The 19,145-nt window shown below is 36.3% G+C and carries 19 protein-coding genes, 1 tRNA gene and 1 rRNA gene; all 21 read left to right on the forward strand.

Annotation, left to right across the window (positions count from 1 at the left end):
* Window positions 1-70 precede the first annotated feature (70 nt).
* The 21 genes from rrf to fliJ all read left to right on the forward strand — a co-directional run bounded on the left by rrf (window position 71) and on the right by fliJ (window position 19,138).
* Window positions 71-187: ribosomal RNA gene (gene rrf / locus BMZ99_RS09615) — 5S ribosomal RNA — on the forward strand.
* A 3-nt stretch (window positions 188-190) separates the two neighbouring features.
* A tRNA-Asn gene (locus tag BMZ99_RS09620) sits at window positions 191-266 on the forward strand.
* 161 nt (window positions 267-427) lie between these two features.
* A complete protein-coding gene (locus BMZ99_RS09625) occupies window positions 428-1,258 on the forward strand; it encodes a zinc ribbon domain-containing protein (RefSeq protein ID WP_090935948.1) in 831 nt (276 codons plus the stop codon).
* A gap of 175 nt (window positions 1,259-1,433) precedes the next feature.
* Window positions 1,434-2,636: a dihydropteroate synthase gene (folP, locus tag BMZ99_RS09630; protein ID WP_090935951.1), complete on the forward strand. Its 1,203-nt coding sequence runs from the start codon at window positions 1,434-1,436 to the stop codon at window positions 2,634-2,636.
* Window positions 2,633-2,995: a dihydroneopterin aldolase gene (folB, locus tag BMZ99_RS09635; RefSeq protein WP_090935954.1), complete on the forward strand. Its 363-nt coding sequence runs from the start codon at window positions 2,633-2,635 to the stop codon at window positions 2,993-2,995. Before folP ends, folB begins: the two co-directional genes overlap by 4 nt.
* A 3-nt stretch (window positions 2,996-2,998) precedes the next feature.
* Window positions 2,999-3,502: a 2-amino-4-hydroxy-6-hydroxymethyldihydropteridine diphosphokinase gene (gene folK / locus BMZ99_RS09640; protein ID WP_090935957.1), complete on the forward strand. Its 504-nt coding sequence runs from the start codon at window positions 2,999-3,001 to the stop codon at window positions 3,500-3,502.
* Between the two features lie 19 nt (window positions 3,503-3,521).
* The gene (locus tag BMZ99_RS09645; protein ID WP_090935960.1) at window positions 3,522-4,664 is read left to right on the forward strand and encodes an MGDG synthase family glycosyltransferase; all 1,143 of its coding nucleotides are present in this window, start codon (window positions 3,522-3,524) and stop codon (window positions 4,662-4,664) included.
* A 136-nt stretch (window positions 4,665-4,800) separates the two neighbouring features.
* Window positions 4,801-5,889 carry a DNA-processing protein DprA gene (dprA, locus tag BMZ99_RS09650; RefSeq protein WP_090935963.1) on the forward strand — a complete coding sequence of 363 codons (1,089 nt, stop codon included), beginning with the start codon at window positions 4,801-4,803 and terminating at the stop codon, window positions 5,887-5,889.
* On the forward strand, window positions 5,886-8,045 hold the full coding sequence (topA, locus tag BMZ99_RS09655) for a type I DNA topoisomerase (RefSeq protein ID WP_090935966.1): 2,160 nt from the start codon (window positions 5,886-5,888) through the stop codon (window positions 8,043-8,045). The genes dprA and topA overlap by 4 nt, the downstream gene beginning before the upstream one ends.
* Before the next feature lie 30 nt (window positions 8,046-8,075).
* Window positions 8,076-9,395 (forward strand): methylenetetrahydrofolate--tRNA-(uracil(54)-C(5))-methyltransferase (FADH(2)-oxidizing) TrmFO, encoded by a 1,320-nt coding sequence (trmFO, locus tag BMZ99_RS09660; protein WP_090935968.1) that lies wholly within the window; start codon window positions 8,076-8,078, stop codon window positions 9,393-9,395.
* Window positions 9,396-9,719: 324 nt separating this feature from the next.
* Window positions 9,720-10,250, forward strand: a complete 531-nt coding sequence (gene hslV, locus BMZ99_RS09665) for an ATP-dependent protease subunit HslV (RefSeq protein ID WP_090935971.1) — start codon at window positions 9,720-9,722, stop codon at window positions 10,248-10,250.
* Between the two features lie 14 nt (window positions 10,251-10,264).
* A complete protein-coding gene (hslU, locus tag BMZ99_RS09670; RefSeq protein ID WP_090935973.1) occupies window positions 10,265-11,665 on the forward strand; it encodes an ATP-dependent protease ATPase subunit HslU in 1,401 nt (466 codons plus the stop codon).
* Between the two features lie 40 nt (window positions 11,666-11,705).
* Window positions 11,706-12,482 carry a GTP-sensing pleiotropic transcriptional regulator CodY gene (codY, locus tag BMZ99_RS09675; RefSeq protein WP_090935976.1) on the forward strand — a complete coding sequence of 259 codons (777 nt, stop codon included), beginning with the start codon at window positions 11,706-11,708 and terminating at the stop codon, window positions 12,480-12,482.
* Window positions 12,483-12,838: 356 nt separating this feature from the next.
* Window positions 12,839-13,249 (forward strand): flagellar basal body rod protein FlgB, encoded by a 411-nt coding sequence (flgB, locus tag BMZ99_RS09680; RefSeq protein WP_090935978.1) that lies wholly within the window; start codon window positions 12,839-12,841, stop codon window positions 13,247-13,249.
* 2 nt (window positions 13,250-13,251) lie between these two features.
* Window positions 13,252-13,692 carry a flagellar basal body rod protein FlgC gene (flgC, locus tag BMZ99_RS09685; RefSeq protein ID WP_090935980.1) on the forward strand — a complete coding sequence of 147 codons (441 nt, stop codon included), beginning with the start codon at window positions 13,252-13,254 and terminating at the stop codon, window positions 13,690-13,692.
* Window positions 13,693-13,707: 15 nt separating this feature from the next.
* Window positions 13,708-14,007: a flagellar hook-basal body complex protein FliE gene (gene fliE / locus BMZ99_RS09690; protein WP_090935983.1), complete on the forward strand. Its 300-nt coding sequence runs from the start codon at window positions 13,708-13,710 to the stop codon at window positions 14,005-14,007.
* A gap of 39 nt (window positions 14,008-14,046) precedes the next feature.
* Window positions 14,047-15,585 carry a flagellar basal-body MS-ring/collar protein FliF gene (gene fliF, locus BMZ99_RS09695; RefSeq protein ID WP_090935985.1) on the forward strand — a complete coding sequence of 513 codons (1,539 nt, stop codon included), beginning with the start codon at window positions 14,047-14,049 and terminating at the stop codon, window positions 15,583-15,585.
* 13 nt (window positions 15,586-15,598) lie between these two features.
* Entirely contained in the window at window positions 15,599-16,609 is a 1,011-nt protein-coding gene (gene fliG / locus BMZ99_RS09700) for a flagellar motor switch protein FliG (protein WP_090935988.1), read from the forward strand.
* Complete coding sequence (locus BMZ99_RS09705; protein ID WP_245754903.1) at window positions 16,602-17,357, forward strand: FliH/SctL family protein; 756 nt, start codon at window positions 16,602-16,604, stop codon at window positions 17,355-17,357. Before fliG ends, BMZ99_RS09705 begins: the two co-directional genes overlap by 8 nt.
* Window positions 17,354-18,667, forward strand: coding sequence for a flagellar protein export ATPase FliI (gene fliI / locus BMZ99_RS09710; protein WP_090935994.1), 1,314 nt, complete (start codon window positions 17,354-17,356; stop codon window positions 18,665-18,667). Before BMZ99_RS09705 ends, fliI begins: the two co-directional genes overlap by 4 nt.
* A 27-nt stretch (window positions 18,668-18,694) precedes the next feature.
* Window positions 18,695-19,138: a flagellar export protein FliJ gene (fliJ, locus tag BMZ99_RS09715; protein WP_090935997.1), complete on the forward strand. Its 444-nt coding sequence runs from the start codon at window positions 18,695-18,697 to the stop codon at window positions 19,136-19,138.
* Window positions 19,139-19,145: the final 7 nt, after the last annotated feature.

Consider the following 19,145-nt stretch of genomic DNA (forward strand, 5'->3'; position numbering starts at 1 on the left):
CAAAGATTGGGTGCGCTGCTTCTGTGAAGTTTTGAGGGAGCATACTCTTTGAGATGTTTACCTCTGTATATCTGGTGGCGATAGCTAAGGGGTTCCACCTGTTCCCATACCGAACACAGTAGTTAAGCCCTTATACGTCGAAAGTACTTGGTTGGAAACGGCCTGGGAGGATAGATAGTTGCCAGTTTATTCCTTGATAGCTCAGTTGGTAGAGCAATCGGCTGTTAACCGATCGGTCGTAGGTTCGAGTCCTACTCAAGGAGCCAGTTTATGAAAACACCATTCACGCAAGTGAATGGTGTTTTCTAATTATTAAGGATTATAGATGACAACTTATCATTGCGGTCTTTATACTATTATTGTACAATAATAGCAAATTGATGATATAGCAAAAGATGGATTGTTTATATAAGCGGGGTGACAGAGGATGACGTATAGTGGTTTTAAATATTGTCCTTTTTGTGGTGAAGAGTTGCCGCAAAATCATATAATGAATTTCTGTCCCTTTTGTGGAAAAAAAACTTCACTAAATGATAAGGTAGCTTTAGAGGTTGCCCAACATGAGGTTATAAAAGAAAAAATAGTAGCAAAGAGTTCTGACCAGGAGAAAAAGGTAAAGAATGAGATTTATATAAGGGATACCTTATTACAACAAATAGATATGCATGATGAATATTACAGTATTATGTTGAAGTATACCACAGATAGAGTAAATCTAATAAAAATTTTAGAAAAGGTATTAGTAAGGAGTGCCTTTGCTGTTCGTTTAGCTGTGGATAATATGCCAAGCCTTATTATCTATAAAGCTAAACGAAGAGATATTGTAAACTTACATATTGCTTTTGTAAAAGGTCAAGCAAGCGTTAGCATCATTCCTGGTGATTTTGATAATAATCCTTCTTTAAAGGAATTATTCCCTATGTTTGGTAATTTAAAATTACAAATGCGAAAAGATATTGAAGGCTTACCAATTAATTTGTGGATAGGCGATCAAATTACCAAAGTCTTTCCGATTATATACAGAGAAAGTAAAAAAGGGATTTTGGTTATTACGAATAAAAATATATACATTATATATAAATATGCGATTATGACAGAATTTCGCTGGTTGGTAATATCCTATACATTACTATTGAAAGTTGTTAAAGATAGTGAATCCCTTGAATTTATTTATAAGAACAATAAAGTAGAACGAATTGAATTTAACACTAAACAGGAATTATTTGAGGCTTTTGAGATAATTGAACATATAGTATGATAAAAATAAGGAAAGACTTCAGTTTTACTTAAGTCCTTCCTTATTTTTTATAAATAGATTTGCTAAAAGTTTAATTCGATTGGAGTATACAATAGAATTGACTAAAAAGTATTCATAAAAAAAGTCGTAGCTGTGGTACAATAAAGGATATGTTGGGATGCAGAAGGAGGAGAAAATGACTTTTCATGTACGTGCATTAGGAATAGATAATCTAAAGCAAGCTCAAGTGGAATTAGCTAAGATAAATTGTGATAAAACTAAAATTCCGGCTATGGATGATAAAGTTGTATTTAGGGTAATAAAATTAGAAAACATTTCAACCCAAAATGCTAATTTTTTAAAACAAGCATTTCTAGTTAATGGTGGAGAGGTCGTTGTAGGGAGAAGTACAATAGATTTTGGAACTGCCTACGCAGATGTTTTATTGTGTGCAACAAAAAAGCAATTTCAAAAGGCTATCTCTCAATTGAAAATAGAACCATGGGGATTATCTTCAATTGCAGAAGCTATTGAGAGAACTATAAATAATATTGAGAGTTTTCCTCAACGCTCATATAATTGGCAGCATCATTCTTTAAAGATTATGCCAAGGCATACTTTAATAATGGGGATTTTGAATGTTACACCAGACTCTTTCTCAGATGGCGGTAAATATAACACTATTGATAAAGCGTTGTATCATGTTGAACAAATGATACAGTGTGGCGCCGATATTATTGATATTGGAGCTGAATCTACCAGACCCTATTTGGGAGCAGAAAAAATATCAGCTGAAGAAGAAATGAATCGATTAGGTCCATTGTTAGAACGAGTCTTATCGATATCGACAGTGCCTGTTTCGGTGGATACATACAAATCCAGCGTTGCGCTGGAGGCCTTAAAATTGGGTGCTCATATGATCAATGATATATGGGGACTACAACAGGATCAAAAGATGGCTAGGGTAGTAGCCGAGTACAATGCACCTATTATTATCATGCATAATCAAGATACTACATATTATCAGCAGGATATTATGTCAGAAATATATAATTTTCTGCAAAAGAGTATTTCTATTGGCATTCAAGCAGGTATTGATCCTAATAACATTATTATTGATCCGGGTATTGGGTTTGGTAAAACGCCAGAACAAAATTTGATAGTGATGTCGCGTTTAGATGAGTTAAGATCATTAGGTTGCCCGATATTACTAGGTACTTCCAATAAAAGGTTTATTGGAGAAGTATTAGGCCTGTCAGTCGAAGAGCGGTCGGAGGGGACTGGTGCTACCGTGTCTATTGGAATAATGAAAGGTAGTAATATTGTCCGTGTACATAATGTGCAAGCAATGACTAGAATAGCAAGAATGACAGATGCAATGATGAGGAGTGATATATGATGAAGGATACAATATTATTAGAAAATATGGTGTTTTATGGGTTTCATGGTGTTTATGAATATGAACGTGAACAAGGGCAACGTTTTTATGTGGATGCGCAAATACATGCAGATTTAAGTGAGGCTTCTAAAACGGATAACCTTACTGATACAATTGACTATACGATGGTTTACTCCCAAATTAAAGACGTCATGGAGAATCAAAGATTCCAACTATTAGAAGCAGTTGGCGGACATATTGCAGAATTAATTTTGAAGACAAGCATTGCTACGAGTGTTACTATAAGAATTCGTAAGCCTGCTGTACCTATCCCTGGACCTTTGAATTTTGTTCAGGTAGAAGTGAGCCGGAGTAAATAAGTAATGATTATACTTGGATTAGGTTCTAATATGGGAGACCGTGAAAGTAATATAAAGTCGGCGATTTGTGAATTAAATAAGCATAGTAAAATTGCTATTGATAAAATATCATCCTTGTATGAAACAAAGCCTGTTGGTTTTGTGAATCAACCTAACTTTTTAAACTTAGTTATTAGTATAAATACTATGTTAAATCCTCATGAGTTATTATCAGAATGCCTACAGGCAGAATATCATTTAGGTAGAATCCGCAAGCAACGTTGGGGCCCTAGAAATATAGACATTGATATTCTTATTTTTCAGAGCTACATGATCCAGGATGAGGTGCTGCAATTGCCTCATCCTCGCTTACATGAGAGATCCTTTGTTCTTATACCGTTGCAAGAGATTGCTTATGATCTTCCTGTATATCAAGGGCTAACTTCTAAAGATCTATTGCAAAAAATGAATACTAATGATGAGGTTATGTTATATAAAAAAATGAATTTAGACTTTTTAGAACGATAAGATAGGAGGCTAACGAAAGTTGGCTAAATCATGCAAAGTGTTATTTATCAGTGCTCCAATCGGGGCAGGACATGTAAAAGCTGCTCAGTCAATTGCCGAAACAATGTGTCGAAGGCATGATCACGTTGAAACTAGGTTGGTAAATGTATTTGATTTTTTTAGTACATTTATTGGCAAAAATATTTTAACTATATATTTCAAGGTATTAGAATTGTTTCCTAAAATATATGGGATAGCCTATGGATGGGGAAATGAAAGTCCTGTTGCATTAATCGGTCGTCAAATTATTAGTCGTTATTTAGCTAGAAGAATGGAACAATACATTTTAGGGTATAATCCAGATATTATTGTATGTACTCATGCTACTCCTGCTGGGATTATTTCTTCTTTATTAAAAGATAAAAAACTTACAATTCCAGTAGTTAGCATAGTTACTGATTTTGTTGTACATCGTTTGTGGGTTTATCCGGAAATTCAACATTATGTTATTGCCAATGAAAGAATGGGAAATTTCTTATATAATCACGGAATTAATAGTAGCTGTGTAGAAGTTATGGGAATTCCTGTTGATGAAAAATTTTCCAGATTACCTGACAAAGAAAAAATAATGCAGAAATTAGAGTTGCGTAGTGAGATAAGAACAATTCTTATTATGGGTGGTGGAGCAGGACTTTTGCCTATGGATAAAATTGTTCAATGCTGTGAAAATATTGGCATTCCGCTACAAGTTATTGTTGTTGCAGGGAAAAATAAAAAGATGTATCAAAAAGTAACAAAATTACAGTCTAAAGTGCGTAATAAGGTACAAGTTTTAGGATATGTTGATTATGTTAATGAACTAATGGTAATTGCAGATCTAATTATTTCTAAACCTGGAGGAATAACTTGTGCAGAAACATTATGCGCAGGTGTACCTATGCTGATTTATCGACCAATACCGGGACAAGAAGAAGCAAATACGAGCTACTTAATTGAGCAGAAGGTGGCTTTAAGAGCGGATTCTTTATTAGATATACAATTCATCTTAGTAAAGCTGTTTGTTGAGCAACCAGACGAATTAATACGATTACGAAAAAATTCTTTAAGAATAGGACGACCTCATGCTACTGTAGCTATAGCAGATTATATTTATTCTCAAGCCGGCATAAGACACAATTGCTAATGTTTACGTTAAGGTTTTTATAATTGACATTTTTGTTGGTGTGTATTGTGGAAGTGTGCTATAATTACCATTATTTTATAATGATTTTCCTGAATAAATATATGATTATTTAAATGTAATCATGTTGGAGGGAAAAATGGAGAAAATATACTTGGCAGCATTACAGATGGTCGCTGGGATTGGTAACATGCGTCTTAAAGGGTTGGTTTCTTTTTTTGGTAGCGCTCAGCAGGCGTGGCTGGCTAATAAGCGTGATTTATTTTTATGTGGATATTTAGATGAAACAATCTATAATAAATTACTCATACATCGGGAAAAAATAGATATATATACATTAGCACGTGATTGGGAGAGAAATGGGATTCGTATTTGTTCTCATAGCGATTCGGAATATCCTAAATTGCTTTTAAATACTTACAATGCCCCTCAAGTTTTGTTTTATCGTGGTACATTGCCAATTACTGATCATCTTATTGCAATTGTTGGGGCGAGGAAAGCCACTTCCTATGGGAAAAATGTTGCGCAGTTACTGGCATCAGAGCTGAATGAAGCAGGAGTATGGGTAGTGAGTGGTGCTGCTCGGGGTATCGATACAGCTGCTCATCAGGGCGCATTAGTTAAAGATGGATATACAATAGCAGTTCTTGGTTGTGGAGTGGATATTAACTATCCGCCTGAGAATGGTAAATTGATAAACCAAATAGCAGAGAGTGGTGCTGTAGTTTCTGAATATGCCCCTGGCACTATAGCACATCCTGGCCATTTTCCAGCGCGCAATCGAATTATTAACGGTTTGTCCCGTGGTGTGGTAGTGGTGGAAGCTGCAGAAAGAAGCGGAGCATTAATTACAGCTGATTTTGCTTTAGAAGAAGGACGCGATGTTTTTGCTGTGCCTGGCAGTATTTTTTCACAATCTAGCAAAGGAGCACACCGTCTTATCAAACAGGGGGCTAAACTTATTGATGGTGCTGCCGATATATTAGAAGAATATCATATTGCTGCTAGGGAAAAAAAGATCCAAAGAATCGACCTCACTAGCGAGGAAGCAATGGTTTATGATATTCTTACATATGACAATTCTTTAGGAATTGAAGACATCGTTATGAAAACAAAGCTAAGTACCGCTGTAATTGCATATATATTACTTCAGTTTGAATTACGTGGTTTAGTGACAGAGCATAGCGGTAAACGCTATTTGCGCTGCGCTAAGGAGGGAGTTAAGTGAGCAAAGCATTAGTTATAGTTGAATCTCCAGCAAAAGCAAAAACGATTGAAAAGTTTCTTGGAAAAAACTACACGGTGAAGGCTTCTATGGGGCATTTAAGGGATTTGCCTAAAAGCCAATTTGGTGTAGATGTAGAGAATAATTTTACGCCTAAATATATTAATATTCGAGGTAAAGGCGATCTTATAAAAAGTCTTAAAAATGCTGCTAAGGCAGCAGATACTGTTTATTTGGCATCTGATCCTGATCGGGAAGGAGAAGCTATTGCCTGGCATTTGTCACATATATTAAATATTCCACAAGATAAGGCCTGTCGAATTGAGTTTAATGAAATCACAAAGACTACAATTCAAAATGCTGTAAAAAAACCTCGGCCTATTAATATGGAGAGAGTTGATGCGCAGCAAGCTAGGCGGCTATTAGACCGAATTGTTGGCTATCAATTAAGCCCTCTGCTGTGGAGAAAGGTAAGAAAAGGCCTTAGCGCTGGACGAGTGCAGTCTGCAGCTGTGGGAATTATCTGTGATAGAGAAAAAGAAATCCAGGCTTTTGTCTCGGAAGAATATTGGACAGTGGTTGCAAAGTTGCGAGGAAAGCCCAAAACGGCATTATTTGATGCCCAGCTTATTTTAATTGAAGATCATAAGGCTAAAATTGATAACGAAGAACAAGCTCAAAGTATACAAGAAGAGTTAGAAAAAGCTGAATTTACGGTAACGGACGTGAAGCGGCGAGAAAGACGGAGAAATCCTGCTGCGCCTTTTATTACAAGCAGTTTACAGCAAGAGGCATCACGCAAATTAGGCTTTACTTCTCGTAAAACAATGATGGTCGCTCAACAATTATATGAAGGGCTAGATCTTGGCAGCTCTGGTCCAGTTGGACTTATCACTTATATGCGTACTGATTCGGTGCGTTTAGCTGAGTCGGCGCAGCAAGAAGCCATTAAGTACATTGTAGCAACATATGGGGAGAACTACTTACCTGAAAAGATTCCAGTATATTCTTCAAAGAAATCTCAAGATGCACATGAAGCCATTCGTCCTACTAGTTTAGAATTCCCCCCAGAAAAGCTAATCAAATATCTTTCCCGAGATCAGTTGCGATTATATACTTTAATTTGGGAACGATTCATTGCTAGTCAAATGGCACCTGCAATATATGATACGTTAACTGTAGATATTGCAGCAAGTCGCTTTTCTTTACGGGCAACAGGCTCAACGGTCAAGTTTCCTGGTTTTATGGCTGTATATACAGAAAGCAAAGATGGTGAAGAAAAAGAGAAAGATATTACATTGCCTAACTTAACGATTGGAGAAAAGTTAAAGGTTAATAAGATTATTCCGAAACAGCATTTTACAGAACCACCGCCTAGATATACAGATTCCAGCTTAATAAAGGTACTAGAAGAAAAAGGTATTGGTCGTCCAAGTACCTATTCACCGATTGTTGAAACCATATTAGCACGAGGTTATGTAATTAAAGTAGAAAAAAAATTTCAACCAACAGAATTAGGCTTTGTTGTTTTGGATTTATTAAAACAATATTTTAAAGCAATTGTAGATGTTGAATTTACAGCTAAAATGGAAAATAGTCTTGACGAAATTGCTGATGGCAAAGGTTCACGTATTGATTTATTACGAGAGTTTTATGCGTGGTTTGCTGTAGATTTAGAACAAGCAGAAAAAGAAATTGGTCATGTTGAACTTCCCGTGGAAGTGTCTGATGTACCATGTGAAAATTGTGGTAGATTCATGGTGGTAAAACATGGCCGTTATGGTGATTTCTTAGCTTGTCCTGGTTTTCCAGAGTGTCGTAATACTAAGCCTATTTTAAAAGAAACAGGAGTACAATGCCCTAAATGCGCTGGTAGTATTGTTGAGCGTCGAACAAAGCGCAGCAAAATCTTTTATGGATGCAAGAATTATCCTACTTGTGACTTTATGACATGGGATATACCTTTAAAAGAAAATTGTCAGGCTTGTGGTGCCTTTATGTTGCGACATAATTTGAAAAATGGTAAATTTAATATAATGTGTAGCAATGAATCTTGCGAAACGCGTCAAAAAGATGAAAAAAAAGTAACTAATAGTACAAAAAAAAGTAAAATAATTTCAAGAAAATTAAAAGGTACGACGCTAACGAAAAAGAATTAAATCATAAATGATATAATCGGAGGAACAACCGTGTCAAAAGTAACTATTATCGGAGCTGGCTTAGCTGGCAGTGAAGCAGCTTGGCAAGTTGCGGAAGCGGGATATGAGGTGGAACTGCATGAGATGAGACCCCATGTTATGCCGCCCGCTCATCATACGGATCAATTTGCAGAGTTAGTATGCAGTAATTCATTACGAGGAGCTGCAATTGAAAATGCTGTTGGATTGCTAAAGGAAGAAATGCGAAAAATGAATTCTTTAATCATGAAAGCAGCAGATACAAGTAAAGTACCAGCAGGTGGAGCCTTAGCTGTCGATCGTGATTCATTTAGTAAATATGTAACAGATGCTCTTCTAAATCATCCTAAAGTAACAGTTATAAGTGGTGAAGTGACTGATATCCCTCAGGAACAATTATTAATTATCGCCAGTGGGCCTTTAACATCTCCAACTTTATCAGAAGCTATCGGAAAAATAACAGGTAATGAATATTTGTACTTTTACGATGCTGCGGCTCCTATTGTATTAGGTGATTCTCTTGATATGAGTAAAATATATAGAGCCTCTCGTTATGGCAAGGGAGATGATGACTATTTAAATTGTCCCATGAATAAAGCTGAATATGAACTATTCTGGAAAGAATTAACTCATGCGGAAACTGCCCCTGTCAAAAATTTTGAAAAAGCAATCTTTTTTGAAGGATGTATGCCGGTAGAAGAAATGGCGAGTCGCGGTATTGATACATTGCGTTTTGGACCACTGAAACCAGTTGGCTTAGAAAATCCAACTACAGGAGAAAGACCGTACGCAGTAATTCAGTTACGTCAGGACAATTTTGCTGGAACCTTGTATAATATTGTTGGGTTTCAAACACATTTGAAATGGCCTGAACAGGAGCGAGTTTTCCGATTGATACCTGGTTTACAAAAAGCAGATTTTGTGCGTCTAGGTGTCATGCATCGTAATACATTTATTAATTCTCCTAAAATTCTATCTACTACGCTGCAAATGATTACAAATCCCAGTATATTCTTTGCAGGACAAATTACAGGCGTAGAAGGATATGTGGAGTCCGCTGCTTCCGGATTAGTAGCTGGACTTAATGCAAGTCGTATATTATCAGGACTTGAGCCAGTGGTATTTCCGAAGGAAACAGCCCATGGTGCTTTGTGTCATTACATTACGAATGCCGAAGCTAAGCATTTTCAGCCTATGAATATAAACTTTGGATTATTGCCACCTTGGGTGGAAAAAATTCGAGATAAAAAAATCAAAAATCATTTAATTGCTCAACGGTCATTAAATGCTATTGATAAATTTAAAGAAGAATTATACAATAATCTTGCATAATTAATGTTATTGTGCTAGTATGAATTAATAAATTTTCCTACATAGCTTGACAAATGAGAGGATCAGTCTTTGTAGTGTTTCGTATTTCGACATAATTTTAACGTACATAATTGTTATTCTGACAATGATGCTATTTATCCTATACTTAAAGATTGAAAAGAATGCCTCACAGCACTCTGTAATGAATTATTGGGCAGATATCGAGGGATTTGTCGAATTTGCTAATTTACAAGTGTTGAGGAGGTTCTTTTTAGTCATGTAGCGAATGTAAAAATTAAAGACGGTCTATCATAATGCATATGTGATGCATAGGAGGCGGTGTTTATGTTTCACGCAACAACCATTGTTGCTGTAAAAAAGCAGGGGAAAACAGCAATTGCTGGTGACGGTCAAGTTACTTTTGGTGGTAATACGATAATGAAACATAATGCTAAGAAGGTTCGACGTTTATATCATGGTCAAGTGTTAGCTGGTTTTGCTGGATCTGTGGCTGATGCATTTACCTTATTTGGAAAATTTGAAGTAAAGTTGGAAGAATTCAATGGCAATTTATTACGAGCTGCTGTTGAATTAGCTAAAGAGTGGCGTGTAGACAGAGTATTACGCCGCTTGGAAGCATTACTTATTGTTACAGATGCAGATCATATGTTAATCATTTCAGGAAATGGTGAAGTAATTGAGCCGGATGATGATGTTATGTCTATTGGCTCAGGCGGTCCTTATGCCTTGGCTGCGGCTCGGGCCTTAGTAAAGCACTCTAATTTATCTGCTTCTGAAATTGCTCGAGAAGCGCTTCAAACTGCAGCAAGTATTTGTGTATATACAAATGGTAATATCACAGTTGAAGAGTTATAAAAAGGGGTGACAGTATGATTGAGATGACACCTAAACAGATTGTAATAGAGTTAGATAAATATATTGTCGGGCAACAACAAGCCAAAAAATCAGTGGCTGTTGCACTTCGCAATCGATGGCGCAGTAAGCAATTAGCAGCAAACTTACAAGATGAGATTGTACCTAAAAATATTTTGATGATTGGACCGACTGGTGTAGGTAAAACTGAAATTGCGAGGCGGCTGGCAAAGTTAGTCAATGCACCGTTTGTAAAGGTAGAGGCTACTAAATTTACTGAAGTTGGTTATGTTGGGCGTGATGTTGAGTCAATGGTCCGTGATTTGGTAGAAACGGCTATTCGTATGGTGAAGCAAACCAAAATGCTAGAGGTAACAGAGAAAGCACATCAGTTTGCTGAAGAACGTATATTGGAATTTTTTGTGCCATCTGCTAAAAAAGAAACGCCACGTAATCCTTTTGAAATATTATTTGGTGGTACAGCTTCAAATACTGATGTAACATCAAATAAAGTAATTGATGAAAAAGTTGAATCTCCAATATTAAATCGGGAATATTGGAAAAAACGATTAGATAATGGTGAATTAGAAAATGAGTTTATAGAAATAATAGTAGAAGATTCTGTAAATCCTATGATGGGAGCATTCTCTGGTGCTGGCATTGAGGAAATGGGTATTAACATACAAGATATGATTGGAAGTTTTTTACCAAAGAAACAAAAAAAGAAAAATGTAACCATTGCTAATGCTCGTAAAATTTTTATTCAAGAAGAAGCACAAAAACTTATTGACATGGATGAAGTGATTACCATTGCTTTAGATTTGGCAGAAAACTCCGGGATCATTTTCTTGGATGAAATTGATAAAATCGTAGGTCGTGGAAAATCGTCTGGTCCCGACGTGTCACGAGAAGGGGTACAACGCGATATTTTGCCTATAGTAGAAGGATCTACCGTAGTTACCAAGCATGGTCCTATAAAAACGGATCACATATTGTTTATGGCAGCAGGAGCCTTTCATATGGCAAAGCCCTCTGAACTGATTCCTGAATTACAGGGGCGTTTTCCCATTCGAGTAGAACTAACGAATTTATCGAAAACTGACTTAAAACAAATATTAACAGAACCAGCAAATGCCTTAATTAAACAGTACGTTAGCCTGTTAGAAACGGAAGATGTAAAAATTCAATTTACGGATGATGCCATTGAGGAATTAGCTGAAATTGCTTTTGAAGTAAATTCTCAAACTGAAAATATTGGTGCTAGACGTTTGCATACTATTTTGGAAAAATTATTAGAAGATTTAGCGTTTGATGCACCTGATATAAATGAAAAATTGGTTTTAATCAATAGCGATTATGTTAAAACTAAATTAGCACATATTGTAGTGAATCCAGATTTAAGTCATTTTATATTATAAACTAGGTTATATAACCTAATGAAGGGTAGGAGGCAGTATTATGACAACGATGTTAGAACGTACTCGTAAAATTAATAAATTATTGCAAAAATCCGAGAAAGTGGAATATGATGAAATTTCTCGCGTGCTCAGTACAGTGATGGAAGCAAATGTGTATATTGTTGCTAAAGATGGGAAAATATTTGGATATGCTTTGTTAGGTGATTTTGAATGTGATTTAATGCGTGATAAAGTATTATTGCAAGGATGTTTTCCTGAACGGTACGTAGATTGGTTACTGCGGGTTAACGAGACATCCCCAAACTTAAGTCTTGAAGGAGGTCTTTGTTCTTTTAGTGAAGATACAGGGTGTATATTCACAGATAAGTTTACTACTATTGTCCCTATTCACGGTGTAGGAGAACGAATCGGCACATTAATTGTAGCTAAATTCCATACTGAGTTTCAAGATGAAGATCTTGTTTTAGCTGAATATGGTGCAACTGTTGTTGGTATGGAGATTTTAAGAGATCGTAGTGGGAAAATTGAAGATGAAGCTCGCAAAAAAGCCACGGTACAAGTAGCTCTTGGTACCCTTTCTTATTCTGAACTTGAAGCTGTGATTCATATTTTAAATGAATTAGAAGGTAATGAAGGTTTATTGGTTGCAAGTAAAATTGCAGATCGGGTAGGGATTACTCGTTCAGTTATTGTTAATGCTTTACGTAAATTTGAAAGCGCTGGAGTTATTGAATCAAAATCCTTAGGAATGAAAGGTACTTATATAAAAGTACTAAATGAACGTTTATTTGAAGAATTGAAAAAGCTTAAAAAGTAATGCTAGATAAAAAAAGAACTACTGCTATTGAGATAGGTTCAATAGCAGTAGTTCTTTTTTTTATCTCTTAGTTATTCTGAGAAAATGATGATTGTAAAAATTTGTAGATAGAGGGATTTCTATATCTTTTGGTAGATGTGCAAATGAGAAAAGTATTATATCATTAACAAGTATTGATTTTTGATTGTGAAGGAATTTCTGTCACTTTATAGAATTATAAATGTGTAAAATTTGTTGGATTTAGTATTTTAACAAAGGTATTTGAAGGATTATATAGAATAATAATGCTTAGTTATAAATTTTTGTAATAAAATGTAATTAATTTACATGTATTATATAATACTGGAGGATTATGTGTGTTAAATTCAATTCTAGCGTCGCCACGAGTGTCTGTGTTAGAACAAGCCCTATCAGCGTCTTCTTTACGGCAAAAGGTAATTAGTAATAATATTTCCAATGTTAACACGCCGGGGTTTAAGAAGAGTGAAGTGGTCTTTGAGGATTTTCTGCAAGATGCCGTAGATGGAGGCAAATTGCAGATGACTAAAACAAATAGTCATCATTTACCACTTCAAAGAAAAGGGATTCCAACTCCAACAGTAAAGGTAATTGATAAAACTTCTTTTAGAACTGATGGCAGTAATGTAGATATTGATATTGAAATGGCAAATTTGTCAAAGAATAATATCTATTATAATGCCGTAGTACAACAATTGAGTGGTTATTTCACAGGGATTAAGTCCGCAATAAAAGAAGGGAGAGGATAAGTTTGGGAATGTTTGGTGCTATTGATGCAGCAGCGTCAGGTTTGACGGCAGAACGACTTAGAATGGATGTAATTTCTAATAATATTGCCAATGTTAATACGACTCGTACTAGTCAAGGAGGAGCCTATAAGCGTCAAATGGTTGTGTTTTCTCCTCGGGAAAATCAAGCAACGTTTTCCCAGGTTTTATCTGAAAAGTTAGGTACCGATGTTGGAAATGGAGTTAGAGTAGTTGGAATTACCGAAGACAATTCAGCAGCTCGCTTAATCTATGATCCGACACATCCGGATGCAAATCAAGATGGGTATGTGGAAATGCCTAATGTTAATGTTGTATCTGAAATGGTAGATATGATTACAGCTACCAGGGCTTATGAGGCAAATGTCACTACGATTAATACCGCGAAAAGCATGGCTCTTAAAGCATTAGAAATCGGAAAATAATGGAGGTCATTGTTTGTGCGTATTGAAGCACTTAAATTAGCGTCAGTTCATTCAAGTATGGTTGAAAAAATAAAGACTCCAATAGAAGAGGGGAAGAAGAATTTTGGAGAATTCTTAACCGATGCGCTTGGTGAAGTAAATAGTTTGCAGCAGAATGCAACAAAAGCTTCTTTTGATCTAGCTGCAGGAAAATTACAAGATATTTCGCAAGTGACGATAGCGGCGGAAAAAGCAACAATAGCAATGCAGTTAACGATGCAAGTGCGAAATAAAGTGGTTGACGCATATCAAGAAATTATGCGTATGCAGGTATAATTATGACAATATTTTTGTTGAGTTGAAAGGGTGGAGACAATGGCAGATTGGAAAGAACAGTCTCTGCGCTTGTGGCAAAACCTGGGTAAAAAAGAAAGATATATGATTCTTGGTTCGGCTATACTTATATTTGCAATTATTTTAGCGTGGAGTTTTTGGTGGGGTGGTCGCCCGGATCTTGTACCTTTATTTACTGAGATGGAAGCTAAGGATGCTGGTGAGGTAAGTGCAAAACTAAAGGAAATGAAAGTTACCCATGAAATTGGTGGTAACGGAAATGCAATTATGGTTCCTGCAAAAGATGTTTACCGCATTCGGTTAGATTTAGCCAGTCAAGGTTTGCCACGAGGCAATAAGGGCTTTGAAATATTTGAGCAGAGTAAATTTGGTGCTACTGAATTTCAAAATAAAGTGAATTTGGTGCAAGCGTTGCAAGGTGAATTGGCACGTACGATTGAACAATTATCAGAAGTAGAAAAAGCTAGAGTACATATAGTGCTTTCAGAAGATAGTTTGTATAAAAAAAATGAAAAGCCTGCAACAGCTTCAATTATGCTCAAATTGCGTACAGGGGCTCAATTATCAAAGGAACAAATAAAAGGTGTAGTTAATTTAGTAGCCCACAGTATACAAGGGCTAAAGCCTGAGAATATAACAGTGGTAGATCAGCTGGCACGTGTACTGAATGAGGAAAATGATTCTAATGGAGTTTCTGGAGCGAATGTTACATTAACGCAAATTGAAATGACTAAAAAAGTACAAGATGGTTTACAAAAAGATGTACAGTCGCTATTAGAACAGGTTTTAGGAGCTAATAAAGCTGCGGCAAGAGTAAATGTTGAGTTAAGTTTTGATCAACGTGTGGTAGATCGACAAACCTTTGAACCGGTAGTAGATGACAAAGGAATTATACGAAGTTCGCAAGAAATGAATGAGAATTTTAAGGGAAGTGCACCAAATACTCCGGGGGGAGTACCGGGAACGACGACAAATGTACCTGGTTATGTGACGGCCAATACAAATCAGTCAAATTATGAAAAAAAAGAAGTAATCCGTAATTATGAAATCAACGAAACAAAAGAAAAAGTTGTAGCAACGCCAGGGTCTATAAAACGATTGACAGTTGCTGTTTTGGTTGATGCCAGCGTGAATAAGGCACAACAAGATAGCATTCTCAAAACTGTAAGCTCTGCAATTGGCATTAATAATGCAAGAGGTGATACAGTTTCTGTTGAGAGTATTACCTTTAATACTGAAGCAGCGGATAAGCAACGTAGAGAAGAAATGGAAGCTGAAAGTCAACAAAGACAAGCTTTATGGTTGAAGATAGGTTTAGCTGTAATAACGGTTCTTGGCATTTTGTACATTCTTCGTATGCGTAGTCTTCGTAAAAGGCAAGAAGAAGAAAGAGTAGAAGAAGAAATTGCTGCTGCAACTGAATCAATGTCAGTGGAAACGCCTGAAATGACAGCTCAGGAAATACAATTATCTGAACAGCGTAAAGAACTTGAAAGGCTAGCCAAAGCTAAACCTGAAGAGGTAGCTCAGTTAATTAAAGTTTGGTTGTCCGAAGAGTAGAGCGGGGGTAAGTATGTACCAATCAAATGAATTAAGTAATAAACAAAAAGCGGCTATCTTATTGATAGCCCTTGGTCCCGAGGTTTCTTCTCAGGTTTTTAAGCATCTAAAAGAAGATGAAATGGAGAAACTTACTCTAGAAATTGCTAATCAGCGAAAAGTATCACAGGAGCAGAAAGAAAAAGTATTAGCAGAATTTCATCAAATGTTAGTGGCGAATAATTATATTTCTTCTGGCGGTTTGGATTACGCTCGTGAAATCTTGGAAAAGGCACTTGGTGCAGAAAAAGCTGTTTCTATTATTAATAGACTAACTTCGAGTTTACAAATCAGACCTTTTGATTTTGCTCGTAAAACAGATCCAGGACAATTGCTGAATTTTATCCAAAATGAGCATCCACAAACGATTGCTTTAATTATGTCTTATTTACAAGCAGAACAATCTGGAGCAATATTGTCATCTTTACCGCCGGATCGGCAGGTTGATGTTGCAAAAAGGATTGCAACGATGGATCGTACGTCTCCTGATGTGTTGAAAGATGTTGAACGCATTTTGGAACGAAAATTATCAGCCATGGTTACTCAGGATTTTACATCTGCTGGTGGTGTTGATTCTATTGTGGAAATACTCAATCGAGTTGATCGATCCACAGAAAGAACAATTATGGAAAACTTAGAGGTGCAAAATCCTGAACTTGCGGAAGAAATTAAACGTCGCATGTTTGTCTTTGAAGATATTGTATTGTTGGATGATAGATCCTTGCAATTGGTATTACGTGAGATTGAAAGTAAGGACTTGGCGTTAGCGCTTAAAGCGTCTTCGACTGAAGTAGCTGATAAAATCTATAAAAATATGTCAAAACGTGCTGCTGACATGTTGCGTGAAGAAATTGAATATATGGGGCCTGTAAGAATTAGAGATGTAGAAGAAGCCCAACAAAAAATTGTTAATGTTATCCGTCGTCTGGAAGAGTCAGGAGAAATAGTTGTGGCACGTGGTAAAGGGGACGAAATCATTGGCTAATATTATACGATTTGCTTGTATGCAAGTGGAACCTTTAGTACTAAATAATAATATTATTGTTGATGATAATATTGAAGTAAGTAAAGAATTAAATGAGGTTTCGGTGGATACTTCAGTGGCAGATGAAATAATAGCTTCAGCGCAAGAAAAAGCAGCTGCTATTATTGATGAAGCTAAAAAAGATGCAAATCAACGAATCAATGAGGCAAACCAGCAAGTGGAGCATTTGAAACAACAAGCTTATGATGAAGGATATCAAAAGGGATACCAACAAGGAGTCGAGCAAGGAAAACAGTCAGGATTAGAAGAAATGCAGTCGCAGATTGAGAATGCTATTGATAGAACGCAGCAAATATTAACTCTTGGTGAAAAAGAAGCTAAAGAAATGATTTTAGCTGCAGAACGACAAATTATTGAAATAGCATTGGCTGTTGCCAGTAAGGTCATAGCTTGTCAAATTGAAGAGAATCCTATGGTTGTATTGCCTATTGTCAAAAGTGCGTTGGAAAAAGTTAAGGATCAAGAACAAATTGTTCTTAGAGTGAGTAGTGCTGATTTTGATATCGTTTTGCAAGCCAAGCAGGAATTTCAAAATATGGTAGGACGCGAACAAGCGTTAACAATTGTAGTAGATCGTACGATTACAGCAGGCAGTTGTGTGATTGATACATCTTATGGTGTTGTTGATGCTAAAATTGATACTCAATTTGATGCGCTCCGTAAAGCATTACAAGGAGTATTGCCATGAAAGTCTTTAATAGTGAAAAATATCTAAGTGCTGTACATGATTCTGAGACGATGAAAATAGCGGGTAAAATAACACAAATTGTGGGTTTGGTGATTGAATCTCAAGGTCCTAGTGTTAACTTGGGTGATTTATGCTATATTTCTCCTAGAAATGGAGGGAATACAATTCCTGCTGAAGTCGTTGGTTTTCGTCAAAATAGGGTATTGTTGATGTCTATCGGAGAAATGCAAGGCATAGGACCAGGATGCGAAGTGTTTTCAGCCCATCAGTCGTTAAAAGTTAATGTAGGACACCATTTACTTGGTCGTATTTTGGATGGATTAGGCAATCCTATGGACGATAAAGGACCATTAGCGGTGAAAGGAGAATATCCGTTACATAGTGCTCCGCCTCATCCTTTATCTCGCAAACGCATTGAACAAAAATTATCAGTAGGCGTACGAGCAATTGATAGTCTAATAACTTTAGGTCGGGGGCAGCGAGTTGGTATTATGGCAGGTAGTGGTGTTGGGAAGAGTACGTTGTTAGGTATGATTGCTCGTAATACAGAGGCAGATATTAATGTTATTGCTTTAGTTGGTGAGCGGGGAAGAGAAGTTCGAGAATTCATTGAACGTGATTTAGGAGAAGAAGGTTTAAAACGATCAGTGGTAGTTATTGCGACATCCGATCAGCCTGCTTTAGTACGTATCAAAGGCGCAATGACTGCAACAGCTATTGCAGAATACTTTCGTGATGAAGGCTCAGATGTTGTTTTGATGATGGATTCGGTTACTCGTTTTGCCATGGCGCAACGAGAAGTAGGATTAACTGTTGGTGAACCTCCTGCTACACGCGGCTATACCCCGTCGGTTTTTGCTATGCTGCCAAAATTGTTAGAACGTTCTGGGACGGGCGAAAATGGTTCAATTACTGGCATTTATACGGTCTTAGTAGATGGTGACGATATGAATGAACCTATAGCAGATGCTGTACGCAGTATTTTAGATGGACATATTGTATTGGATCGTGGTATTGCTGCCCAAAATCATTATCCGGCCATTGATGTTTTAGGGAGTGTAAGTCGGGTAATGTTAGATATTGTGGAAAAAGACCATTATAAGGCAGCGCAAAAAATGCGATCAATTATGGCTACCTATCGTGAAGCGGAGGATTTAATTAATATTGGAGCGTACGCTGCTGGCAGTAATGTCAATATTGATAATGCAATTGCAGCTATTGATTCTGTTAAAACCTTTTTGCAACAGGATGTTTACGAGAAAATGTCTGCAGATGAAACAATTGAAAAATTGCTGTCATTAACATCTTAAGTGTAAGGTTTTGAGGTGTGAGATAAGGTGAAATCATTTAAATTTCGATTAGAAACTTTACTTAAATTTCGTAAAATGCAAAAAGAACAGGCGCAAATTTTATTTTGGCAAGCCACAAATCAATTTCGAATAGAAAAAGAAAAGTTGTCAAATTTGGAAGAAGATGTATTGCGAAATATGAATCTACTGCGCAACTTTCAGCAGACTTTATTGTCAATTGAAACTTTTAAGTCATTCCAACATTATTTTGATAAAATGAAAACAGAAATTCAACAGCAAAAAGACTCTGTCAAACGTGCTGATGAATATAGACTAGAATGTTTAAAGAAACTTGAAGATGCAGTAAAAGGTCATACGATTGTAGAAAAATTTCGTGAGAAAAAAATACAAGATTATCAAGCTGAATTGCTAAAGGAAGAGCAAAAAATCTTAGATGAAATAGGATTACAACTTTATGTAAGAGAAGAGTAGGGTGATC

This window comes from Pelosinus propionicus DSM 13327, assembly GCF_900114615.1.
GTDB classification, from domain to species: Bacteria; Bacillota; Negativicutes; order DSM-13327; family DSM-13327; genus Pelosinus; species Pelosinus propionicus.